The sequence below is a fragment of the Pararhizobium capsulatum DSM 1112 genome (assembly GCF_030814475.1).
GTDB lineage: Bacteria > Pseudomonadota > Alphaproteobacteria > Rhizobiales > Rhizobiaceae > Pararhizobium > Pararhizobium capsulatum.
Genome location: NZ_JAUSVF010000001.1, coordinates 847,413 through 870,729, shown reverse-complemented (window position 1 = coordinate 870,729; position 23,317 = coordinate 847,413). Strand labels below are relative to the sequence as shown.

The window sequence follows — 23,317 nt, the reverse complement described above, 5'->3', positions numbered from 1 at the left end:
CTCAGTCTTCCAGTGTCCCTGCCTTGCGCTTGGCCTTGCTCGGCTCCGCGCAGGCAATCTTCATCAGGTCGTCACGCCGGCGGGCGAAACGAGCCGAGGAACGGGTGGCGACCAGTCCCTCCTGCGGCGCCCTGATCTCGATATCGCCCTCGGCCATGCCGGGACGCGTGACGATGGTGGCGAGCAGATCGCCTTCTTTGACGGTATCCCCGATATCCCGATGGAACAGCACCATCCCGGCCTGCGGCGCGCGGATAATCTCGATATTGTCGAGGGCAAAAGCCGGCCCTTCATAGGGCGTCGCGACAAAGGCATCATCGCGGACCACGCCGCGGCCGGCAAGAAAATTCCAGAGGCCATCAGCGTCTGCCTTGGCCATCTCGGGATAGACATCGCAGCGGCCGCGCAACTCGACAGTGACGGCGAGGCGTCCGGGCAGCCGCGTCTTCTTGGCCGCCTTGCCCTCATGCTTCCAGGCATAACCGACAGCTTCCTCGAAGGCAGTGCTCTCACCATCCGAAAGGAACACCGCTTCCATCTTCAAGGCTGCGGCGAGATCGGAGGCCTCTGGCCAGAAGGCATCGTCGATATAGGCATATTGCAGCGACTGGTCATCGCAATGCAGGTCCAGCATCAGGTCCGCACCAACAGCCATATGCAAGAGTTCGCGCTTCAGCCTGTTAACGGCCGTCAGCGCCTCTCGCCCTTCCAGCAGGCTCTCCCTGTCGTCGAGCGCAACGAGCGGAAATTCACGGTTGAAATTGGTGCGGGACGCCAGATCGAAACGACCCTGCATCTCGCCGAAATGCGACTGGGCCGCGCCGATCGGATTGGCCTGCGGAACGATGGTGATATCGCCGAGAATGGCACCCTCTTCATCCGCCTTGCGCAGCCGTGCGCAGAGAAAATGCAACAGCGCCGTTCCCGGCAGTTCATTGGCATGCAGGGCGGCCTGGATATAAACGGATGGCGCTTTGGCATCGCTGCCCTTGAAACGGATGACGGGAAGCCGCCACTCGATGCCCGGTGTGTCGCCTGCAATCACGATTTCGGATGTCTGCACTGTCTCTTGGTCCCTGATATGTCACCGTCAAATGCGATGTATGGTCGTTCCCTCGGCGGAGTGCAAGCCGCCTGTCCCCGCCTGCCAGGCGACAAAAAGGCGCCGCGCACGAGACGCGGCACCTTTGAACACGCTTGAAAACCAGTGTTATTTCTTATCCAGGAAAGGCACGATGACGGCGACCGTTGCCTCCGGCTGCTCTTCCATCAGCCAATGGCCCGATGCGGGGATCACCGCGCCGGTGACATCCGTTGCCGCAAAGCCTGCGACAGCGGCCATGGTCGTGCCGAAGGACTTCTCGCCACCGACAGCCAGCACCGGCATCGTCAGCTTGCCCTTCTCAAGAAAAGCCTTGTTGTCGACCGCATCCTGATCGAAGGCGGCAAACTGCGCAAAACCTGCATGCATGGCGCCGGGCTGGGCGTAAAGTGCCGCATAGTGATTGCGCGATGCCTCGTCCCATTTGCTCGGGTCAGCCGAAAATTCGTTCCAGAAACGATCGAGATAGATGCGCTCGCGACCAGCGACCAGACGCTCCATATCCGGACCGCCAAAGCGGAAATGCCAGAGCAGCGGGTTCTTCAGGATCTCCTCCCAGGGGCCGACACCGGGAAGCGGCGCATCCATCAGCACCAGCTTGGTCACGCGCTTCGGATATTGCGCAGCAAACGCAAAGGCAACCATGTTGCCGATATCATGGGCAACGACATCGGCCTGATCGACATGGAGCGCATCGAGAACACCGGCGATATCCTGCCCTTCCGTCTTCTTGTCATAGCCGGTTTCGGGCTTGGCCGAGAAGCCCATGCCCCTGAGATCGGGCACGATGACCTGATGATCGTGAGACAGCGCAACCGCCAGCGGCGCCCACATATCGCCGGTTTCGCCGTATCCATGCAACAACACGACGGCCGGCCCCTTGCCTGCGGTGCGGACATGCAAGGTGGTGCCGTTGGTGGCGATCTCCTGCGTCTTGAAGGTTTCCGGGAACTGCGGAACTTCCGCCGCCGCCGGAACAGCGATTGCCAGCATAAGGCCGGCCAAGATGGAACGTAGCATGGCAATTTCTCCTGATAAAACGTGGCGTTGCGCCGGATTGGCATCCTCGTTGACAGGAAGATGGCATAGGAATTTCGTTCGAACTAGCTGTAAAAAAGCGGAATTCATGTTCGGCCTTCCCGAACAATGATCATCAAAGGATGAACCCGGCCTTCCGAACTCGATCACAAGCGAATTCCCTTGCCTGAACCTTGAAAGGCCGAGCCATCTCACCCTGCAAATGCAGCCCTATCCGACAGCGCGGCGCTCCAGATCATCCGACAATGGCCACCGCCCGAGATATTCATAGCGGCCTTCCCCGACGAGGCTGTGGATCAGCACCACCTCGCGCACCATCCAGCGAACCGGCTCGGCCAGCATCGTCTCCGGCATCGCCGTTTCGCCGTAGCTCAGCGTCATATGCGGCATGAAGCGCGGATTGTAGGTGAAGGTCATTCCGGCACCCCACATCTCCTTGGCCAGCTGCACATGCAGATCCATAAGCTCTTCGCTGCGCACTGCGCTGCCGAGAACCAGGAGCTTGCGATCCCCATGCGAAAAGCTTGCCGCCCGATCGAAACTGGCCTCGAAAGGCGCTGCCCGCACCGACGCCATGGCGTCCGAAACCGTGAACACATCTGCTTCCGAAAGCGTCATGTAGGAGCCGATCGGGTTCAGCGTCACATGCAGCAATTCGAGCGGGCGCGGGGTATGGGAAAGCCTGTGCTCGCGGCCCAATCGGTGGCCGATTTCGCAGGCCTGATGCGCCGCCGCCTGTTCCGGTACGACAGCGAGAAACAGGTTGGAGCGCGCCCGCTCGTCGAACCGGCCACCGCCTCGGCGCTTGGGAGCCTCCCCCCAGAAAGAAGCCTGCTCAAGGCGCACGTTCTCATTCCCGGACTGTCCAAGCATCGCTAAATCCTCTCTCAAATGATGCCCGGATTATAGCGAAAGGATCGATTCAATCAAGAACGAAATAGGAACATGTACGAATTTATTCCTTGATATTCGAGACTCTTTCAAAACAACCGAAAACCGGCCGCATGCGTCTCCTGCGCCCCTCACTGCCAGTCAGACATCTCATACAGCGGCCGGATTTCGATCTCGCTCGGACCTGGCATGGGGTTGGGGCAGCGCTTCACCCAGGCGACGGCCTCGTCCATGTCCTTGACGTTCCAGAGCCAGAATCCTGCGACCAGTTCGCGGGCCTCAGTGAAAGGCCCGTCGATGACCGTGCGGCTGGAACCATTGAAGGCAACACGCTTGCCGTCCGAGGACGGCTTGAGGCCATCGGCGGTGACGAGGATGCCGACCGCTTCAAGCTCGTCGTTGAAGCGGCCCATCGCCTCCATCATTTCCATGGTCTCGGGCGTGGGGGAAAAGCCCTTTTCACTGTCTCCGGTCGCCTTTACCAGCACCATCACACGCATCGTCTGTCTCCTTGCTTGAGCCGGCATCATCAATCCGGCACTGAAACGACGAACGGAGTTTGCGGAAATCGACATCGTCCCGCAATTTTTTTCAACGTTGCGATCCGTTTTCACCTTTCCGGTCGTCCTTGGTGTGTTCGAAACAACATGCCATGTCCGACACATCCGTCATCGTGATCAATCTGCTGAAGGTCAAACCCGAAAAGCAGGATGCGCTGCTCGCGCTGTTGAAGCAGAGCACCGACACGGTTATCCGTACACTCAAAGGCTGGAAGACGACCCGGTTGGTCGCCGCAGATGACGGCACCGGCGTCGTCATCTATTCCGAGTGGGAAACCCCTGCCGCCGTCGAGGCGATGCGCAGCGATCCGCGCATGAAAGCCTATTTTCCCAAAATTCTCGAACTTGCGAGCCTCGAGTCGATCATGGGTTCATCGGTGTTGAGCGAGGCCCGATAAAGGCCGGCCCATAGCCTCGGATGCTGAAATGTCCCTTTTTGACGACAGGGGCATTTCAACCAAATGTCTTTGTTCGTCCCGGCGCGTGAGATGCACAAAACAGCCGATTAACCGCTGACCCTGGCGGTCAATATCGTGACGCCAGATCGAGAGGACTGAGGAATGCCAGCGACCGCCGACCCGTTCGAGGACCGCCTGAATGCGCTTCGCCCGCGCCTTCATCGCTACTGCGCCCGCATGACGGGATCGGCGATCCATGGCGAGGATGTCTTGCAGGATACGCTCGTCAAGGCGCTGCACGCGCGCGCCCAGGGCGTCGAGGTCGATAGTCTCGAGAGTTGGCTGTTTCGCATCGCCCACAATACGAGCCTCGATTTCCTGCGTGAGAGGTCCAGAAGCATGGTCGTTTCGCTCACCGAAGACATCGAGGCGACGCCCCTGCCCGAGGCGGATATCGTCGCGGTCAGCTTTCAGACATTTCTGCGGCTCCCTGAACTCCAGCGCTGTGCGGTGATCCTCAAGGATGTCCTCGGGCATTCCGTCGACGAGATCGCCGGTATCGCGGGCTGCTCTCCGGCAGCCGCCAAATCGGCGCTGCAGCGCGGGCGCGTTGCCCTGCGGCAGCTTGCGCAGGCGCCCGAAGATGTCAGGGTGCCGCTGATGTCGGATCAGGACCGGCAGAAGATGACCGCCTATGTCCGCCTGTTCCAGAGCGGCGATTTCGACGCAATCCGTGCCATGCTCGCCGATGACGTGAAGCTCGATCTGGTGAACCGGCTTCGGCTGGGAGGACGCGACAGGATCGGGATCTATTTCACGCGCTATTCGGAGCTGGAGACATGGCGCTTCGCCTTCGGTGCGGTTGAAGGACAGCCGGCCATGCTGGTTTTCGACAGCACCGGGCCGATGGACCGACCGGCGCATTTCGTTCTGATCGAATGGTCGGAAAACCAGATCATCGACATCCGCGATTTCGCGTTCGCACCCTATGTGCTCGAAGCCATAGATTGGGTCCGGCTGGACTAACCGCCGGGCCATCGCTCCGCGGCCGAGGTTCCTTGCGAACCGTCAACCGCTTCGAAACGCCGACGTTGACACCGCCGCGGACATCGGCAATACTTCACTATATGGTGAAGTATCAAGCATCCGCTATCGACCGCACCTTCTCCGCCCTCGCCGATCCGACACGGCGAGAATTGTTGCTGCGGTTGAAGGATGAGCCGGGTCTTTCCGTCAGCGAGCTCGCCCGGCCGCTGTCGCTGAAGCTGCCCGGATTGATGAAGCATCTCGACGTGCTCTTGGATGCCGGCCTGATTACCCGGATCAAGACCGGCCGCACCGTGTCCGTGAGCCTGTCGGTGGGGCCGATGCAGGAAGCGATGGCATGGCTCCAACACTATGAGCGCTTCTGGACGGCGAGCCTCGACCGGCTCGTCGCCTTCGTCGAAGAGGATGATGCACGATGAATATCAGCCTTCCGAGTGTCACCATCGTCCGCAGGATCAAGGCTTCACCCGCCAGGGTCTGGGCGGCAATCACCCGGCCCGAACAGATGCTGCAATGGTGGGGTCCCGATGCCGGGCCGACCCTCAAGGCCGAGGCCGACGTGCGGCCCGGTGGCAGGTTCAGCATCCTGTTCCGGCTCTTGAACGGCGAGGAGTACAATCCCACCGGCGTCTATCAGGACGTGCTGCCAGAGCAGAAGCTGGTCTTCACCTGGGAATGGGCCGGCATGCCCGAACGGGAGTCCTTGGTATCATTTCTGCTCAGGCCGCTCGACGGCGGCACCGAGTTGACCCTGATCCACGAAGGCCTGCCCGACGAAGAGGCGCGGAAAAGCCATGAGCAGGGCTGGAGTGGCCTGCTCGACAAGCTACCGATTTTCCTGGGAGAGAGACAATGAGCGACCTGACCCTCACCACCTTCGACTGGGTTCCCGAAACGCCGCGCGGTTTTGTGCGCGATTTGAGGGTGCGCTGGGCGCTGGAGGAAGCCGGCCTGCCCTATCGCGTCACGGGCGTGCCGTTCGGCGACCGTGACGCCGAGCATTTCGCCCACCAGCCCTTCGGACAGGTGCCGTGGCTGACTGATGGCGACCTGTCGATCTTCGAGAGCGGCGCGATCCTGTTGCATCTGGCGGAGCTCAGCGATGCACTGATGCCAACCGATCCGCGCGGACGCAGCGACACGAAAGAATGGCTGTTTGCGGCGCTCAACTCGGTCGAGATGGCAAGCCTGCCCTGGTCCCTGCTGATCTTCTCCGGCAACAACGACGACACGCCTGGATGGACGCTGTTTGACAACTTCCTTCACAAGCACCGTCTGAAGCACCTGGAGCCGGTTCTGGCTGGGCGCGAATGGCTGGCCGGTCGCTTTTCCGTGGCCGACATCCTGATGGTGGATGTGCTGCGCCTTGTGGACCGGTTTGATGGCCTTGCGGACTATCCCGCCTGCCGCACATATGTCGCTCGCGCCACGGCCCGCCCGGCCTTCGTCAAGGCACATGCGGATCAGATGGCGCATTTCGCCAGGGCGGATCAGATAGCAGCCGTGAACTGAAGCCTGCCGATATTCGATGCTGGTGCCGAGGCCGGCGGGCATGGCCGCCCGCACGGCCTCCCTTGCATTCCACCAATCCGCGTGCTAGATACTGAACCGAATGGTTCAGTATATGCAACCCCGTCTCGACACCTCGTTCGCCGCGCTCTCGGACGCCACCCGACGTGGCGTTCTGGAGCAGCTTGCACGGGCAGACGCGTCGATCACGGAGCTTGCCGACACGTTCCGCATGACGCTCACGGGGATGAAGAAGCATGTCGGCGTCCTGGAGCAGGCAGGGTTCGTTATCACCGAGAAGATCGGCCGCGTGCGAACCTGCAGGCTCGGTCTGCGCCGCCTGGAGGAAGAGGCGGCATGGATCGAGCGGTATCGCCAGCTCTGGGCCGCACGTTTCGACGCGCTGGACGAGGTTATCGAGGAACTGAAACGGAGGGAGGAAGTCGATGGACAAGAAAAATGATGGTCAGCCCCTGACCAACAGCACGACGACCGAACGGACGTCCGAGCGTGAGCTCGTCGTGACGCGGATCTTCAACGCCCCCGCGCGCATCGTGTTTACGGCGTGGACCAAACCCGAGCTGTTCATGCAGTGGTGGGCGCCGAAGTCGATAGGCGTGCCCATGCTGTCCTGCGAGATGGATGTTCGTGTCGGCGGCGGGTACCGTGTTGCGTTCGGCCAGGATGCCTCAAGCGCCATGGAATTCTTCGGCAAGTATCTCGACGTGATCCCGAACGCCCGCCTCGTCTGGACGAACGAGGAAAGTGAAGACGCCGCCGTGACCACGGTGACCTTCGAGGAAAAAGCCGGCAAGACGCTGCTGGTCCTGCACGAACTCTATCCCACGAAGGAAGCGCTAGACGAGGCCATCGAAGGCATGGAAGGTGGAATGCCCGAGCAGTTCGAGCAGCTGGACGAGCTTCTCGTCACCCTGGTTGCCGGCGCGGAAGAGGCATGTGGGCAGGGCGGTGACAAAGTCTACCAGTGAACGCCGGCATATTGCCTGGCGGGGCGGAGTAAAATCCAGCCAGTGGTAGGCTGTCCTCTTTTTGAGGGCGGCCGGGGATGTTTGTCGTGGAGAGTTACGCCGCCGTTCGCCGGTTTGTTTTCGTTGAGGGTCACAGCCGCCGCGAGGCCTCTCGGGTCTTCGGTTTAAGCCGTGAGACGGTTTCGAAGATGTGCCGATTCTCGCTTCCACCGGGCTATACGCGCACGAAGCCTGTAGGCAAGCCAAAGCTTGGAATGTTTGCTTCCAGTCATCGATGAGATTTTGCAGTCGGATCAGGCCGGGCCGGTGAAGCAACGACACAGTGCCAAGCGGATATTCGAACGGTTGCGTGACGAACATGGCTTTGGCGGTGGCTACACGGTGGTGAAGGACTACGTCAGGATTTGCCGATCCAAGGGTCGAGAGACGTTCGTGCCGCTATCGCATCCGCCGGGACATGCACAGGTCGACTTTGGCGAGGCGATCGCCATCATCGGCGGTGTGCGCCAGAAGATACATTTCTTCTGCATGGATATCCCGCAGTCGGATGCGTGTTTCGTGAAGGCCTATCCGCGCGAGACGACGGAGGCATTCCTCGATGGGCATGTCTCGGCCTTTGCATTCTTTGGCGGCGTGCCGCTTTCGATCCTCTACGACAACCTCAAGATCGCGGTGGCCAAAATCTGCGGCGACGGCAAACGCGATCGAACCCGTGCCTTCACCGAACTCGTCAGTCACTACCTGTTCCGGGACCGGTTCGGGCGACCGGCCAAGGGCAACGACAAGGGCAAGGTCGAGGGGCTGGTGAAGTTCTCGCGTGCCAACTTCATGGTGCCGATCCCGCAGGTGGCAAGCTTCGAGGCGTTGAACGCAATGCTCGAAGACCGTTGTCGGGGCCGCCAGAGTGAATGCGCCGGTCGGCACACCGAGACCATTGGTGAACGTCTGGTGGCCGATACCGCGGCACTGCGCCGCCTCCCGGCCGTGCCGCTTGAACCCTGCGAGAAGCGTGCCGGTCGTGTCTCATCAATGTCGTTGGTGCGCTATCGCACCAACGACTATTCAGTGCCGACCGCCTACGGCTTCCAGGATATTGTGGTGAAGGGCTTTGTCGAGGAGGTCGTCATCCTGTGTAGAGGCCAGGAGATCGCACGCCACCCACGGTCCTATGGCGAAGGCGTATTCGTCTCCAATCCGCTGCATTATCTGGCGCTGATCGAGATGAAGCCCAATGCGCGCGACCAGGCAGCCGCCTTGCAGGGGTGGGACCTGCCGGAGGTGTTCCAGCATCTGCGCCATTTGCTGGAAGCGCGAATGGGCAATCGGGGTAAGCGTGAGTTCATCCAGGTGCTGCGGCTGTTGGTTTTCACGCGGAACTGAGCCGGTTTTTCCACCGAGAAGTGAGCCACCTCTAAGTATGGTTTTCTGATCAGGGTTTGGTCAAGAGATTGGCTTTTTCTCCTTTCTTCTGGGCTGCGGCGGCCGAGCTGGCTTTGAAGCGGAAGCTGTCATTTCCAGTTTCCAGGATATGACAACGGTGGGTCAGACGATCGAGCAGAGCGGTCGTCATCTTGGCGTCGCCGAAGACGGTTGCCCACTCGCTGAAGCTGAGATTGGTTGTGATGATGACGCTGGTGCGCTCGTAGAGCTTGCTCAGAAGGTGGAAGAGTAGTGCGCCGCCTGAGGCGCTGAACGGCAGGTATCCCAACTCGTCTAGGATGAGCAGATCGAGGCGCACCAAGGTCTCCGCGATCTGGCCCGCCTTGCCCTTGGCCTTCTCCTGCTCGAGAGCATTGACCAGTTCGATGGTCGAGAAGAAGCGGACCTTTCGGCGATGATGCTCGATGGCTTGGATTCCAAGAGCGGTCGCGACATGCGTTTTTCCAGTGCCAGGGCCACCGATTAGGACAACGTTCTGCGCCCCATCCATAAACTCGCATCGGTGCAGTTGGCGCACGGTAGCCTCGTTGATTTCGCTGTCAGCGAAGTCGAAGCCGGAGATGTCTTTGTACGCAGGAAAGCGAGCGGCCTTCATGTGATAGGCGATGGAGCGGACCTCGCGCTCGGCCATCTCGGCCTTCAGCAACTGTGACAGGATGGGCACGGCCGCATCAAAGGCAGGAGCCCCTTGCTCGATCAGGTCTGTGACGGCTTGGGCCATGCCATACATCTTCAGGCTACGCAGCATGATGACGACGGCGGCACTGGCAGGATCATGACGCATGGCGACCTCCTGCGATCCGGGCGCGTAGGCCATCATAGCGTTCGACGTTGGCCTTGGGTTCACGCAGCAAGGTCAGCGCCTGTGGCGTATCGATGTCGGGACCATCGATTGTCTTGCCGTCGATCAGCCGATGCAGCAGGTTCAGCACATGCGTCTTGGTCGCCACCCCCGCATCCAAAGCCAGTTCCACAGCCCTGAGGACGACCTGTTCGTCGTGATGAAGGACAAGAGCGAGTATGTCCGCCATCTCACGATCACCGCCGGGGCGGCGAAGCATCTGGTCTTGCAGTTGTCGAAAGGCCAACGGCAATTCCAGGAAGGGCGCACCATTGCGCAGGGCACCGGGTTTGCGCTGGATGACGGCAAGGTAATGTCGCCAGTCATAAATCGTCCTCGGCGGTTTGTCGTGGCTGCGTTCAATGACCCGCTCATGCTCGCATAGGACATTGCCCTCGGCCGCAACGACCAGTCGCTCGGGATAAATCCGCAGGCTGACGGGCCGGTTCGCAAACGATGCTGGCACGCTGTAACGATTACGCTCAAAGGTGATCAGGCATGTCGGCGAGACGCGCTTGCTCTGCTCGACGAAGCCGTCAAACATGGCGGGGAGCGACATCAATGCTGCCCGCTCATCAGCCCAGACATCCGCGATCGTGCCGGACAAGGTGCCATGCGCAGTCTCCCTCCATAGGTCCTGGCAATGCTGTTCCAGCCAGGCATTCAACGCCGCCAAATCTGGAAAGTCCGGCATCTGTTGCCACAAGCGTGGTCGGGCATCCTGGACGTTCTTCTCGACCTGACCTTTCTCCCAACCTGCCGCTGGATTGCAGAACTCGGGCGCAAAGACATAATGGTTCGTCATCGCCAGGAAGCGGATGTTGACCTGCCGCTCCTTGCCCCGGCCTACGCGATCGACCGCCGTCTTCATGTTATCGTAGATGCCACGGCCAGGTACGCCGCCGAACACACGGAAGCCGTGCCAATGGGCATCGAACAGCATCTCGTGCGTTTGCAGCAGGTAGGCCCTGACCAGAAAAGCCCGACTGTGCGACAGCTTGATATGTGCGACCTGCAGCTTCGTGCGCTCGCCGCCTACCACGGCATAATCTTCACTCCAATCGAATTGGAATGCTTCGCCTGGGCGAAAGGATAGCGGAACGAATATGCCGCGGCCCGCTTTCTGCTGCTCAGCCCGCCAGTCACGGGCGAATGCGGCGACCCGACCATAGGAGCCGGTAAAGCCGAGAACCACCAAGTCCGCATGAAGCTGCTTCAGCGTTCGGCGCTGCTTGCGCGACCTCCCGGCCTCGGTCTTCAACCAGCCAGAGAGCTTATCGGCGAAAGGATCAAGCTTGCTCGGTCGCTCCGGTACCGCGAACGTCGGCTCGATCGTACCAGCGCTCAAATACTTCGCGATCGTGTTGCGTGACAGCCCCGTGCGCCGACTGATCTCCCGGATCGACTGCTTCTCGCGCAGCGCCATCCGGCGGATGATGTTTAAAAGTCCCATGTGGATCACTCCGTTGCCCCCGTCGCTCACCGCGTTGGGGGGAAAGGTTCACATGGCTCAATTCTCAATGGAAATTATGCGCCTAACCGGCTCAGTTCTGCGTGAAAACCAACAATCATTAAATCAAATCGTTATCAGCGATCGATGACCAATTGATGATCCAAGCTCCGCGATTAATAGAAGTCACTGATGTTCCCGCCTTTTCTACGATATTCCACGCTAAAGCCGCCGATCGCTGCCGTTTCTCCTACTCCCACTCGATCGTGCCCGGCGGCTTCGACGTCACATCATAGACGACGCGGTTGATGCCGCGGACTTCGTTGATGATGCGGGTCGCCGCACGGCCGAGGAACTCCATGTCGTAGTGGTAGAAATCCGCCGTCATGCCATCGACGGACGTCACGGCGCGCAGCGCGCAGACGAACTCGTAAGTACGCCCATCGCCCATGACGCCAACGGTCTGTACCGGCAACAGCACGGCAAAAGCCTGCCAGATCGCGTCATAGAGACCGGCCTTGCGGATTTCGTCGAGATAGACGGCATCGGCCTCGCGCAGGATTTCCAGCTTGTCGCGGGTGATGCCGCCGGGGCAGCGGATGGCAAGGCCCGGACCCGGGAAGGGATGACGACCGATGAAGCTCTCGGGCAGACCCAACTCCTTGCCAAGCACCCGAACTTCGTCCTTGAACAGCTCGCGCAGCGGCTCCACCAACTTCATGTTCATGCGGGCCGGAAGGCCGCCGACATTGTGGTGCGACTTGATGGTGACCGAAGGGCCGCCGGTAAACGAGACGCTTTCGATGACATCAGGATAGAGAGTGCCCTGTGCCAGGAACTCCGCGCCGCCCAGCTTTCTGGCTTCTTCCTCGAAGACGTCGATGAACAGCTTGCCGATGGTCTTGCGCTTCTTTTCCGGATCGCTCTCCCCTTCCAGCGCATTGATGAAGAGATCAGCCGCATCCACATGCACGAGCTTGATGTCGTAATGCTCCTTGAACATGGCAACGACATCCGCCGCCTCGTTCTTGCGCATCAGGCCATGGTCGACGAGGATGCAGGTCAGCTGGTCGCCGATCGCCTCGTGGATAAGCAGTGCGGCAACGGACGAGTCGACGCCGCCGGAAAGGCCGCAGATGACCCTTTTATCGCCCACCTGCGCGCGGATCGCTTCGACCGCTTGGTCGCGATAGGCGGCCATCGTCCAGTCGCCCTTGAGGCCCGCAACCTTGTGCACGAAGTTCGAGAGCAGCTTGGCTCCGTCAGGCGTGTGCACCACTTCCGGGTGAAACTGCACGGCGTAGAAGCGACGCTTCTCGTTGGCGATGAAGGCAAAGGGTGCATTGGAGGAGGTCGCCACGACCTCGAAGCCTTCGGGGATCGCGGTGACGCGGTCGCCATGGCTCATCCACACCTGATGGCGCGAACCGACCGGCCAGACATCTTCAAACAGCGTGCATTCCTTGTCGATTTCCAGGAAGGCGCGGCCGAATTCGCGGTGATGACCGGCCTCGACCTTGCCGCCCAGCTGTTCGCACATGGTCTGCTGGCCGTAGCAGATGCCGAGAACCGGCAGGCCGCAATCGAAGACGATCTGCGGCGCGCGCGGCGAGCCGATCTCCAGCGTCGAGGCGGGGCTGCCCGAGAGAATGATGGCCTTCGGCCGCAGCCGGTGGAAGCCTTCCTCGGCGGACTGGAATGGCACGATTTCGCAGTAGACGCCGGCCTCGCGAACGCGGCGCGCGATCAGCTGGGTGACCTGGCTGCCAAAATCGATGATGAGAACGGTATCGGGATGCGCTGTCTGGGTCATGACGGATCTTTCAGCAAGCGGGATCATGGCGAGCCTTTAAATAATGCCTCGCTGAAGTGCAACGATTAGATTGCACCCGCACAATTTCCGGCGATTAAAGCAGGCTATCGCCCATGGAGGTACGGCTTGCTTTCTCTTCTCCCCAGCGGGGAGAAGGTGGCCGAAGGGCCGGATAAGGGGGCCGGCTGGCTTCGAATTTGTGGCCAAGACCCCCTCATCGCCTCGCTTTCGCTCGGCACGTCTCCCCGCTGGGGAGAAGAGGGGGATTACGGCATCATAAGCCGATCCCTATGCCCTGCAGGCTACAGAGGTATCGCACCCGAGGCGACGCCTGCTTCCAGCGCATCGATAGCCGCCGCCAGCTTCTCGTCGATGATATGCAGATACTGAGTCCAGTCGTTGATATGGCTGAGTTCGACCTTGCCGTCCGAGATGCCGCGCAGCCCGATCAGCGGAATGCCGAACGACTGGCAGGCGCGAAGCACGGCGAAGGTCTCCATCTCGACCATATCGGCCGCAATCGTCTCATAGACAGCACCCGAGACGATATTCGCCCCGGTCGAAAGGCTCGCTTCCAGCACTCCAGGAATGCGCAAGGGCAGGTCGACGACGATGGGCAGATCGAGAAACGGCGTTGCTCCCTTCTCGAAACCGAGCGGCGAGGCATCCATGTCGCGATAGGCAACTGAGGTCGCCTGATAGACCTCCGCCTGCTCCAGCCTTGCCGAACCAGCAGAGCCGAGCGAGACGACGAGATCGGGCAGCGCCCCACGGCCATTGAGTTCGCTCAAGGTCCGCGTCAGAACCACTGCCGCTTCGACAGGGCCAACGCCCGTCATCAAAGGCGAGATGCGCGCCCGCAAATGCGCGCCATATTCGGCATCCGCCGCCATGACATAGAGAATCTTGCGACCGGCAACGTCCTTCAGCTCAAAACTCATCCCTCGATCCCTTCGCGCCCGCGGATCACCATCATCGTGCCGGTCATGGAGGCGATCAGCTTGGCCGGGCCATCCGGCGAGATCGCATAACCGCGCCCGTCGGAGACGATGATCGTCGTGCCGGGCTTGGTCACCTCGCCGCGAAACAGGAAACGCTCGCCGCGCCCCGGCGACATCAGGTTGACCTTGAATTCGATCGTCAAAATCGAGGCATCGGGATCGAGCACTGAATAGGCGGCATAGGTGCCGGCGGCATCAAGGGCCGCGGAAATGATGCCTGCGTGGAGGAAACCGTGCTGCTGCGTCAGCTTCTCGTCGAAGGGAAGCTCGATCTCGACGGTGCCCTGCTCGACACGCGTCAGTTCCGCTCCGATCGTGCGCATCGCTGCCTGTTTGCTGAAACTGTCGCGGATTCGTGCGCGAAAATCCGCCGGTCTGTCGTCATTCATCGTGTTCGCTGCTGTCCCTTTTGCACGTCTTTTCCCTGCCGACACTGGCACGCACGACCGCGACCGACAAGCTCAATTCATGAGGAAAATCGAAAGGTTGAGTAAGGAAGCGAAGGCAACCCAGGCCAGATAGGGCAGGAAAAGCAGGAAGGAGAGCCGGTCGCGCCCGTAGGTGACGGCGAGAAAGAGAGCCAGCGATACCAGCAGCGCCAGAATGACGATCAGTGCCAGCGCGATCTCCTGCAGGCCGAAGAACAGCGGCGACCAGGCAAAATTGAAGATCATCTGCGCCACCCACAGCCGCATCATCGGCGAATGCCTGTGGTGGAGAAAGCTGCGTGCGCCGACGAAGCCGATAATGACGTAAAGCAGCGTCCAGACTGGCCCGAAGATCCAGTTCGGCGGATTGAAAGCCGGCTTTGCCAGCGACTGATACCATTCGCCGGGAATGTTGTTGATGCCGATCAGCAGGCCGCAGCCAACGACGAGGATGATGAAGAGGGCATAGACGAGTGGTTTGGACATGGCGGGGATGTAGGGCCTGGTGGTGTTGCGTCCAGACAGAACACGCCGTTTTCGAAGCCCGAAAATAGTTTTTTGCCCCGGGCCTGCAAAAAGCTCCGTCGTCCCCTCTCCCGCAAGCGGGGAGACGGGAGATGCCGCACCTTTCCTCCCCTTCCACCCACGCGCGGTTGCTCCCATATTCCTTCCATGAACCAACCCTTCCGCATCCGCCCCGCCGAGGCCGAAGATATCCCCGGGATCGGCGAAATCCTCGTCGAAACCTGGCGCCACGCCTTTCGCGGCATCATCGACGGTGCCTATCTCGATGGCATGACAGAACAGGATCAGGCGATGCGCCATGCCCGGCGGATGGGTGCCGCAGGCGTGTCGTATCAAGCGGCGGTGGATGCGGATGGGCTTGTCGGCTTTGCCAATTACGGCCCGGCGCGCGGCACGGTTTCCGATGGCATCATGGAACTCTATGCGCTTTACATCCGCCCGCAGGCGCAGGGCGCAGGGGTCGGCAGAATGCTGATCAAGGCCGTCGCCAGGGATTGCCTGAGCCGTGGCGCAACCGGCTTGTTTGCCTGGGTGCTCGCCGAAAATCCCAATCGCGGCTTCTACGAACGCCTCGGCGCCACCGTTACGGCAAAAAGCATGGTCCGGGTCGGCAACCGCGACTATGAGCAGCTCGCCTATCTCTGGTCGGACCTCCCCCAACTGGCGGACATCTGACCTAAACGACGCCGATCCGCACGATATGCTGGTCCCAGGCGACATCGCTGTGGCGCCCGGCAAAATCGCCGTCGTAGCTCGAAACCGCAAAGCTCTTCGGCGATGGCGCGACGCCGGCTGCATCCGCGATCATTTCCTGCCGCAGCACCTTGCCTGTTCCCGCATCCAGCGTCACCGCCACGCCTTCCTTCGGTGACGTCAGGCAGACAAGCCCCTCTGCCTTGTTGACTGCAACTGCGCCGACATAGTTACCCAGAGCAATCGTCGTCTCGTCAGGCAGATCGACAAACCGAACATCCTCGCCCGGCGCAAAGGAGCCGGCGAGCGGCGGCAGGTCGTTGCGCGCGCCCTCATACTGGCAGGCAAACCAGATGCGCCCCTTGGCATCGATATCGACATGCCGGGTGGAAAGCTGGCGCCAGCGGTCGGGCATGGTGTGGCGTTCGATCAGTGCACCGGTCTTCGTGTCGACCAGCGCCAGCGAGGGTTCCATATGGTCGAGATTGAGCTTGGTGCGGCCGAAATCCGGATGGGTCTCGATGCCGCCATTGGCGATCACCAGCAGCTTTCCATCGGCAGACAGCGTCATGTCGTGCGGGCCGATTCCGTAGGTGGGGAACTCGCCGATCCGCGCAAAACCATCGGTGCCGTCATAGATGCCGACCATGCCGCGATTGGCGGCGAAATCATTCTCGGTTGCGTAAAGCAGCCGCCCATCGGCGGAAAAGCAGCCGTGGCCGAAGAAGTGTCGGCCTTCCACTGCGGTAATAACGACCGGCTCGGACCGCCCGGCCGGATCGAAGATCATCGCATAGGTTCCGGGCCGGCGCGCAAAGGCGACGCTCTTTCCCGTCGCCGTGGAAAAGGCCATGCCATGCGCCCGCGCGGGCAAGGCCACCCGCTCGACGATCTCGCCAGCTTCCGTCACGGTGGCGATGCCGTAGGACCCATCCGGCGCCATGAACCCGGAGGCATAGACGGCGGCGGCGCGCGAAAGCGCAAAGGCAGCACCCGGCGCCAAGGTCGCTGCCCAGGCGGCGCCCGCCATCTTCAGGAAGATGCGCCGCTCGATCAGCTGCGCATCACGCTTCAGCAAACGGGTACCGGCCATGGCCGATCAATCTCCATCCGAAAAGGAAAAACCGGCGCTGAGACCGATCGCGCCGCCGAAATCCTTGTTCAGCCGCTGCAACAGGTCGTCGGTATTCAGGACGATGAAATCGAGTTTGGCGCGCTGCTCGTCATCGACGATCGCCTCGTCGATCGGCAGATCGACCTCCTCCGAAACGCGGACCAGCGACTTGAAGACGAACTTCGCCGAACTTGCGACAGACTTGCTGTCAGCCGGTAGCAGCGAGCGCATGTCGGCAGCGTCGAACAGGGTCTCCAGCGCCTCGAAATTCGTGTGCAGCGACGGCATGGTGTTGCCGGAGCGCCAGTAGAGCGCCAGCTTCGGGTGGCCCTTGTCGGGGACGCCATTGACGATGCCGGCGTAGAACGGCCGGATGCGCTGGTCCTTCACCGTTTCCACGCCATGAACGAGCACGCCGAGGAGTGCCGTGACGGCCTCCTTGTTATCGCGGAACACCGGATTGTCAGGCCCCGGTTTCTTCCAGTCGGCCTGCACACCATCCGGCTTTTCCCAGGCCTCGTGCAGGTCGGTGGCAACCTCCACGAGATTGTCGGCAATGGCGGCGGCGTAGCGGCATCGGAAACCGTTGGGCTCGTTGGCTATGTCTTCTGCGCCAGTGCCGTAGAGCACGTATTCGAGCGCGCCCAGCCCCTGGACGGCCACGCTCTTGATCTTGAGGGTCTCGGGATTGGTTGCCGTTTCGTCTTTGGTGGCGAGGATCCGCTGGACCTGCTTCAGGCCCGTGCTCTTGCGGTCGGGAAAGAACAGAAACCGCTCGAACCGGTTCCCGTCCAGGACAGGGCCGACGCGAACGATCTCGATGGTCGACCATTTCTGCACAATGTCGTCGAAGACCAGTTGCAGGTTGCCGAGGCTTTCCTCTGAGGGGTTTTCGCAGAAAAGATGGCTCGCCTCGGAAAGCGCTTCCGTCGTCTCCATCAATTCGAGGTACCCCGGCCGGATAAACCCGTCGACCGCCTTCTCCATCACAGCCGGCACCGCCGCCTCGTTGACGACGCGCGGCGTCACCCCGTTGCTGTCCTGCGCGGCCGCAATCGTTGCCAGCAGCGAAAATCCGAGAGAAAGAAACGGTAGTCGGCGCATCAAAGAGACTCCAGGAACGTGATGAGGGCCTGCCTGTCGGCCTTTTCAAGGGCTGCAAACCGGTCGCGGGCTTTCTGCCCCTCGCCGCCGTGCCACATTATGGCTTCGGTGAGGTTCCGGGCTCGACCGTCATGCAGAAAAAATGTGTGACCGCTGACCGTCCTGGTCAAACCGATACCCCAAAGCGGAGGCGTGCGCCATTCCCTCCCCGAGGCTTCCCCGACGATCTGACCGTCGGCCAGTCCATCGCCCATGTCATGCAGCAGGACGTCGGAATAAGGCCAGATCAGCTGGAAGGAATGCGCCGTGTTGCCGGCATCGCGGCGGGTGACGAATTTCGGCACATGGCAGGAGATGCAGCCGGACTCGTAGAAAATTTTCTTGCCGACAAGCGTCTCGGGAAAGCTCGCCTTGCGACGCGCCGGCACCGCCAGGTTTTCCGCATAGAAGGTAACGAGATCGAGCACCGGATCGGGCGCTTCCGTATCGCCGAGCCGCGGCTGAACCCCGTCGGCCATGGCAAGGCAAGCGGGCTGCCGCTCGGTACAATCCCCATGGCTTCTTTTGGAAAACGGCGTGGAAATGCCGATATCGCCGGCAAAGGCATCGGCGCTCTGCTGGCGCACGGTGGCGCTCTGCGCCTTCCAGCCGAAGCGACCGAGCATCTTTTCCCCGGTCGCCGGATCGCGCACGATTGCGGCCCGCCCGCTGATGCCGTCGCCATCCCGGTCGTCCGGATCGGCGTTCGCCAGGATATCCTGCGGATGGATAGCCTCGATCAGGCCAAGCCCGCCCATCGCCTGCGTCACCCGCGGCGATAGGGTGGTGCCGGGATCAAGCGGCCCGTAGCCGAGATCGGCGATGCCGTAGGATGGCCGGCGCAACGAAACGCTCTCGCCATCCGCAAGGGTCACCTGATCCTCGGTATAGGAGATCACCATGCGACCTTCGGCCGGCAAGCCGGGCACGGCGCTGTCCTGCAGCTGCCGGCCATAAACCGGATCGGGAAAATTCAGCACTTCACGGGAAGCCATCGCCGCACGCTCGGCCGCGGTTTGCGGGGTGCGCGCCAGCCGCAGGAACATCGAGGTCGTATCGGCATTTCCATCAGGCGGGTGACCGCGCCCGTCGCGGAGATGGCAGGTCTGGCAAGCACGGGCGTTGTAGAGCGGGCCAAGCCCGTCGGAAGCCTGCGTGGACGATGGCGAGGAAACCCAGAGCTTGCGGAAAAGCGCGTTTCCAAGACGGAAGGTCTGTTCTTCCTCAAAGCTGATATTGGCGGAGAACTGCGAGAAAATATCGCGGCTGACCGGCGCGATCGACGTCGCGGCACCGCCGGACATCGCCTCGAAAGGCTCGGCTTTGGCGAAATCGGTGGTTGGCTGGGTAACATCGCGAACGCGGGCACGATCTTTCTCGGAAAGATCCGTGCGTGGTTTGTCCAAAGCTGCGGATGGTTCAGTGGCGGTCGCGATCTCCCTCTTCTCCCCATCGGGGAGAAGGTGGCGCATAGCGCCGGATGAGGGGGCCGGTTGACCCCCAGTTTGCGGAGAAATCCCCCTCATCGGCTCGCCAACCGCACCTTCCGTCCGGAAAACGGAAAAACCGCCCGTCGCCAGCACGAGGGCGGCAACGGACGGCAGAAGGAGATGGCGAATCGGCATGATGCGCATTCGCGAAAACCGGGCGACCACGAAACGCTGCCGCCCGCCTTTTCTGCTTATTGGAAGACAGCGTTAGGATTATCCAGGCTGTCGGAACCTTCAAGCTCGATTGTGCCGAGATCGAGTGCGGCAATAACGCGCTCCACGGTCTTGGCCTGGGCAATCAGCCCGTCAATCGCGGCCTGGACGGTGGCGTTACCCTCGACATTGCCCTCGGCGATCATCTGGTCGTACTTCTCGACCGTGTCGCCGCGCTTTGCCATCGCTTCCATCGCGGTGATGGTTGCTGCCAGCTTGTCCTTCATTTCCTTGTCGAGCGCCGGGTCCTTGGCGGCCACGATTTCGGAGAGCGAAGGGCCAGCCATCTTGGTACCGTCGGTCCGGGTATATTCACCCAGATAGGCAGCCTGAATGCCGATCGCGTCATGCAGATGCGAGTTGTAGGTGTTGTCGGAGAAGCAATCGTGCTCCTCTTCCGGATCGTGCAGCAGAAGGCCGAGCTTCATGCGCTCGCCGGCCAGTTCGCCATAGGACAGCGAGCCCATGCCCGTCAGGATCGCAGCAAGACCGGCCTTGGCGTCGCCCTCGACATTTTTGGTGGCTGCGCCATCCGGCGTCCAGTTGGCAACCATTTCCTTGAGATCGGAAACCAGCAGTTCGCTCGCAGCCTTGAGGTAAGCGGCGCGGCGGTCGCAATTGCCGTTGGTGCAATTGGCCTTGTCATAGTCGGTATAGGGCCGGTTTCCGGCGCCCGGGCCGTTGCCGTTCAGGTCCTGGCCCCAGAGCAGAAACTCGATGGCATGGTAGCCGGTCGCGACGTTCGCATCGACGCCGCCGGCTTCCGCAAGCGTGCCGGAGAGCAACTCCGGCGTGATGTTGGAGGCATCCACATCCTTGCCATCGATCTTGATCGTCTTGTTGGCGATCACATTGGCAGTGAACAGCGCGTTCTCGTCGCTTTCAGTGCCGTAGCTCGGGTCGACATAGTCGATCAGGCCTTCGTCCAGCGGCCAGGCATTCACCTTGCCTTCCCAATCGTCGACAATCGGATTGCCGAAGCGGTAGACTTCAGTTTCCTGATAGGGGTTGCGGGCCGCAAGCCAGGCTTCGCGGGCCGCCTTGAGCGTCGCCTCGCTCGGGGTCGCGATCAGCGCGTCGACGGCCTTGTCGAGCGCTTCGGCTGTTTTCAGCGCATCCTCATACTTGGCGTGCCCAAGTTCGGTATAGTGCTTGACGACAGCGGCAGCATCGGTTGCCGCATTGGCCGGCTGGATCGCCAGCGCCGATGTCGCGGTCACGAGCGCCAGCACGGCGCTGCGAAGAAATGATGTGGTCATGACCTCTCCTGATGTCTTTTCCGAATGACTTTCGGTATCCCCACCACCCGTCGCAGAAATCGGCGGGCAGTCCCCGGCGGCCCCGGATGAGGCACACCTAAAACAACCCCGGTGTCATGGACCAAAAGCAAACTGGTGTCAAAGAGTATAGTTTAGAATATTTTCAATGTGGAAGGGGCGTCGGAGGAGGTCTGTTGCGCGGGGAAGTGACGGAAGCCCGCTCCCTCTTCTCCCCAGCGGGGAGAAGGTGGCCCGTAGGGCCGATGAGGGGGCCGGCCGGCACAGAATTTGCGGCGAAGCCCCCCTCATCGTCTCACATACGTACGGCACTTCCCCCCTTTGGGGAGAAGTGGGAGTGCTTCAGGAAGCCCGCTCCATCACGCAGAAGAAAAACCCGTCCGTATCGGTAGCGGCCGGCGTCAGCGTCACGCTCATCATGTCCGCAGACCAGGGCTGCGGTTTGTCCTCGCCGAAAAGCTCGGCCCAGCGGTCGGCAGCCGAGATGATCTCGAAATCCGGGTTTTCCTCGCAGAAAGCGTAGACCTGAGCTTCGTTCTCTTCCGGCAGGATCGAACAGGTGACATAGATGAGCTGGCCACCCGGCTTGACGAAATTCGCCGCGCTGATCAGCGCTTCCCGCTGCTGGCCGATGCGCTCTTCGAGGCTCTTCTGCGTGAGGCGCCATTTCATGTCGGGCCGGCGCCGCCAGGTGCCGGTGCCGGTGCAGGGCGCATCGACCAGAACCTTGTCGAAGCGGCCCATGAAGGGTGCCAGGTCCTCGAAGCGGTCATGCACCTGGACATTGCGGGTGCCTGCGCGCTTCAGCCGCTCGATGATCGGGGCGAGCCGCTTGCGGTCGGTGTCATAGGCGTGGATCTGGCCCTTGTTGTTCATCGCCGCCGCCATGGCGAGCGTCTTGCCGCCGCCGCCGGCACAATAATCGAGAACCTGATCGCCTTCCTGCGGATAAACGAGATCGGCAACGATCTGCGAGCCTTCGTCCTGCACCTCGAACCAGCCCTTCTGGAACGAGAGCTCGGCCGTGACGTTTGGCAGGCGCGAGGCGCCCTCGCCGGCTTTGACGCGCACGCCGTTGCGCGCAATCACGGTCGGTTCGACGCCGCTGCGCTCCAGCGCCTTCAGCACCTTTTCGCGGCTCGCCTTCAGCGTGTTGGCCCTGAGGTCGAGCGAAGGGCGGCCGGCAAGCGCCTGGGCTTCCGCCAGCCATTCCTCGTCGAAATTATCCTCGAAAGAGGGTTGCAGCCATTCCGGGATATCGCCCTGCACGTGGAGAGGCGCATCTTCCAGCTTGCGGCTGGCGAATGCGGCCTTCATGTCTTCGGTCAGCGGCTCCGGCGCAAAGCGGTCGCCTTCCAGCTCCGCTGCCAGCTGCTCGGGCGTCACGCCCCACTGGCGGAAGAGAACAGCATGGCCGAGCGCGGTGGCGCTGTCGCTGTTCATCAGATAGGCGTGGGAAAGCTTCATGCGCAGGGCGTCATAGACGATATTGCCGATCGCGGCGCGGTCGCCCGATCCGGCAAAGCGGTGCGCCAGGCCCCAATCTTTCAGGGCATCGGCCACCGGACGTTTGCGCGCTTCGATATCGGCCAGAACTTCAATGGCTCCGGCAAGCCTGCCACCCAGTCGCATCTTCATTACTCCATTTTCCGCCGTGGTAGCGATGATGGAGCGCGAGAGCAAGCCGCCATCGATATCGGCGGCGGGTTGAAGTCCTATTCGCCTTCCAAAGTCAGAGAGCCGCGCTCTCCAACCGCCTTCACATCCCTCCCGGAACCTTTCCCGGGCTGGCACGTTCAACAGTCGTGTACGTTCAAGAACCGATCGGCATTCAGTTCAGGACGGATCGAAAATGGTGATTTTCTGTGACCCGGAGCGCAGCGTACTTTCGGTACGTGAGCACCGGAAGCGCAGGAAAGCGCCATTTGCAGACCGGCATGGACTGAATGCCGATCGGTTCTAGCCGATAACCTGATAACAGATGCTGGCCGTACCAGAACGGATCATGCCTATCTGGGAGGCTGCGCCCTTGGAGAGATCGAGTACGCGGCCGCGGATGAAGGGTCCGCGATCGTTGATGCGAACGACGACGCTCTTGCCGTTGCGCTTGTTGATGACCTGAACCTTGGTGCCGAATTTCAGGCTGCGGTGGGCAGCGGTGAGGTTGGATGCGTTCATGCGCTCGCCGGAGGCGGTGCGTGAACCCAGCGCATACCACGACGCGCCGCCACATGCGGCACTCTTGGCTTCAGCTGATGTTGTCGATGTAAGTGATGCCCCCAAGGCAAAGACGAATGCCGCCGCTGCGGCTGAAAATTTGCGGTTGTTCAAACATTGACCCCTTCGCTTGAAATT

General features: G+C 61.2%; 24 protein-coding genes and 1 pseudogene. 9 read left to right on the top strand and 16 right to left on the bottom strand.

The features are described from left to right. Position 1 precedes the first annotated feature (1 nt). From QO002_RS04100 to QO002_RS04085, 4 genes are all read right to left on the bottom strand, one after another. Positions 2-1,063, bottom strand: a complete 1,062-nt coding sequence (locus tag QO002_RS04100) for a succinylglutamate desuccinylase/aspartoacylase family protein (protein WP_307226951.1) — start codon at positions 1,061-1,063, stop codon at positions 2-4. Between the two features lie 147 nt (positions 1,064-1,210). After that, positions 1,211-2,122, bottom strand: coding sequence for an alpha/beta fold hydrolase (locus QO002_RS04095; protein ID WP_307226948.1), 912 nt, complete (start codon positions 2,120-2,122; stop codon positions 1,211-1,213). Positions 2,123-2,350: 228 nt separating this feature from the next. After that, entirely contained in the window at positions 2,351-3,013 is a 663-nt protein-coding gene (locus tag QO002_RS04090) for a 2'-5' RNA ligase family protein (RefSeq protein WP_307226946.1), read from the bottom strand. Positions 3,014-3,162: 149 nt separating this feature from the next. Further along, on the bottom strand, positions 3,163-3,531 hold the full coding sequence (locus tag QO002_RS04085; RefSeq protein WP_307226944.1) for a YciI family protein: 369 nt from the start codon (positions 3,529-3,531) through the stop codon (positions 3,163-3,165). 152 nt (positions 3,532-3,683) lie between these two features. On the opposite strand from QO002_RS04085, the gene QO002_RS04080 reads away from it, so the two are divergent. The 8 genes and pseudogenes from QO002_RS04080 to istA (QO002_RS04045) all read left to right on the top strand — a co-directional run. Next, positions 3,684-3,989: a putative quinol monooxygenase gene (locus tag QO002_RS04080; RefSeq protein WP_307226942.1), complete on the top strand. Its 306-nt coding sequence runs from the start codon at positions 3,684-3,686 to the stop codon at positions 3,987-3,989. A 162-nt stretch (positions 3,990-4,151) separates the two neighbouring features. Next, positions 4,152-5,015: a sigma-70 family RNA polymerase sigma factor gene (locus QO002_RS04075; protein WP_307226940.1), complete on the top strand. Its 864-nt coding sequence runs from the start codon at positions 4,152-4,154 to the stop codon at positions 5,013-5,015. A 32-nt stretch (positions 5,016-5,047) separates the two neighbouring features. After that, on the top strand, positions 5,048-5,455 hold the full coding sequence (locus QO002_RS04070) for an ArsR/SmtB family transcription factor (RefSeq protein ID WP_307226938.1): 408 nt from the start codon (positions 5,048-5,050) through the stop codon (positions 5,453-5,455). Then, positions 5,452-5,892, top strand: coding sequence for an SRPBCC family protein (locus tag QO002_RS04065; RefSeq protein WP_307226935.1), 441 nt, complete (start codon positions 5,452-5,454; stop codon positions 5,890-5,892). The genes QO002_RS04070 and QO002_RS04065 overlap by 4 nt, the downstream gene beginning before the upstream one ends. Further along, complete coding sequence (locus QO002_RS04060; protein WP_307226933.1) at positions 5,889-6,548, top strand: glutathione S-transferase family protein; 660 nt, start codon at positions 5,889-5,891, stop codon at positions 6,546-6,548. The genes QO002_RS04065 and QO002_RS04060 overlap by 4 nt, the downstream gene beginning before the upstream one ends. 100 nt (positions 6,549-6,648) lie before the next feature. Further along, positions 6,649-7,008, top strand: coding sequence for an ArsR/SmtB family transcription factor (locus QO002_RS04055; protein WP_307226931.1), 360 nt, complete (start codon positions 6,649-6,651; stop codon positions 7,006-7,008). Further along, positions 6,992-7,534 (top strand): SRPBCC family protein, encoded by a 543-nt coding sequence (locus QO002_RS04050; RefSeq protein WP_307226928.1) that lies wholly within the window; start codon positions 6,992-6,994, stop codon positions 7,532-7,534. The genes QO002_RS04055 and QO002_RS04050 overlap by 17 nt, the downstream gene beginning before the upstream one ends. A gap of 77 nt (positions 7,535-7,611) precedes the next feature. Next, positions 7,612-8,896, top strand: a pseudogene (istA, locus tag QO002_RS04045) (IS21 family transposase); the annotation flags it as partial. A 67-nt stretch (positions 8,897-8,963) separates the two neighbouring features. On the opposite strand, the gene istB reads toward istA (QO002_RS04045), so the two are convergent. The 6 genes from istB to QO002_RS04015 all read right to left on the bottom strand — a co-directional run bounded on the left by istB (position 8,964) and on the right by QO002_RS04015 (position 14,993). Continuing rightward, the gene (istB, locus tag QO002_RS04040; protein ID WP_307226847.1) at positions 8,964-9,758 is read right to left on the bottom strand and encodes an IS21-like element helper ATPase IstB; all 795 of its coding nucleotides are present in this window, start codon (positions 9,756-9,758) and stop codon (positions 8,964-8,966) included. Continuing rightward, positions 9,748-11,268 carry an IS21 family transposase gene (gene istA, locus QO002_RS04035; protein WP_307226926.1) on the bottom strand — a complete coding sequence of 507 codons (1,521 nt, stop codon included), beginning with the start codon at positions 11,266-11,268 and terminating at the stop codon, positions 9,748-9,750. The genes istB and istA (QO002_RS04035) overlap by 11 nt, the downstream gene beginning before the upstream one ends. A gap of 247 nt (positions 11,269-11,515) precedes the next feature. Further along, positions 11,516-13,078: a glutamine-hydrolyzing GMP synthase gene (gene guaA, locus QO002_RS04030; RefSeq protein WP_307226924.1), complete on the bottom strand. Its 1,563-nt coding sequence runs from the start codon at positions 13,076-13,078 to the stop codon at positions 11,516-11,518. Positions 13,079-13,380: 302 nt separating this feature from the next. Further along, a complete protein-coding gene (locus QO002_RS04025) occupies positions 13,381-14,019 on the bottom strand; it encodes a 5'-methylthioadenosine/S-adenosylhomocysteine nucleosidase (RefSeq protein WP_307226922.1) in 639 nt (212 codons plus the stop codon). Next, positions 14,016-14,468, bottom strand: coding sequence for a PaaI family thioesterase (locus QO002_RS04020; protein ID WP_307226920.1), 453 nt, complete (start codon positions 14,466-14,468; stop codon positions 14,016-14,018). Before QO002_RS04020 ends, QO002_RS04025 begins: the two co-directional genes overlap by 4 nt. Positions 14,469-14,540: 72 nt before the next feature. After that, entirely contained in the window at positions 14,541-14,993 is a 453-nt protein-coding gene (locus tag QO002_RS04015) for a TspO/MBR family protein (protein ID WP_307226918.1), read from the bottom strand. Positions 14,994-15,179: 186 nt separating this feature from the next. On the opposite strand from QO002_RS04015, the gene QO002_RS04010 reads away from it, so the two are divergent. Next, entirely contained in the window at positions 15,180-15,707 is a 528-nt protein-coding gene (locus tag QO002_RS04010; protein ID WP_307226915.1) for a GNAT family N-acetyltransferase, read from the top strand. A 1-nt stretch (position 15,708) separates the two neighbouring features. Here the strand turns inward: QO002_RS04010 and QO002_RS04005 are convergent, their stop codons facing one another. From QO002_RS04005 to QO002_RS03980, 6 genes are all read right to left on the bottom strand, one after another. Then, on the bottom strand, positions 15,709-16,818 hold the full coding sequence (locus tag QO002_RS04005) for a DUF1513 domain-containing protein (RefSeq protein WP_307226913.1): 1,110 nt from the start codon (positions 16,816-16,818) through the stop codon (positions 15,709-15,711). Between the two features lie 6 nt (positions 16,819-16,824). Further along, positions 16,825-17,943 (bottom strand): imelysin family protein, encoded by a 1,119-nt coding sequence (locus QO002_RS04000; RefSeq protein WP_307226911.1) that lies wholly within the window; start codon positions 17,941-17,943, stop codon positions 16,825-16,827. After that, positions 17,943-19,454: a di-heme oxidoreductase family protein gene (locus tag QO002_RS03995; RefSeq protein WP_307233139.1), complete on the bottom strand. Its 1,512-nt coding sequence runs from the start codon at positions 19,452-19,454 to the stop codon at positions 17,943-17,945. Before QO002_RS03995 ends, QO002_RS04000 begins: the two co-directional genes overlap by 1 nt. A 209-nt stretch (positions 19,455-19,663) precedes the next feature. Further along, the gene (locus QO002_RS03990; RefSeq protein ID WP_307226909.1) at positions 19,664-20,944 is read right to left on the bottom strand and encodes an imelysin family protein; all 1,281 of its coding nucleotides are present in this window, start codon (positions 20,942-20,944) and stop codon (positions 19,664-19,666) included. Positions 20,945-21,304: 360 nt separating this feature from the next. Next, positions 21,305-22,594, bottom strand: coding sequence for an RsmB/NOP family class I SAM-dependent RNA methyltransferase (locus tag QO002_RS03985; RefSeq protein ID WP_307233137.1), 1,290 nt, complete (start codon positions 22,592-22,594; stop codon positions 21,305-21,307). Between the two features lie 327 nt (positions 22,595-22,921). Continuing rightward, entirely contained in the window at positions 22,922-23,245 is a 324-nt protein-coding gene (locus QO002_RS03980) for a septal ring lytic transglycosylase RlpA family protein (RefSeq protein WP_307233135.1), read from the bottom strand. Between the last annotated feature and the right edge of the window lie 72 nt (positions 23,246-23,317).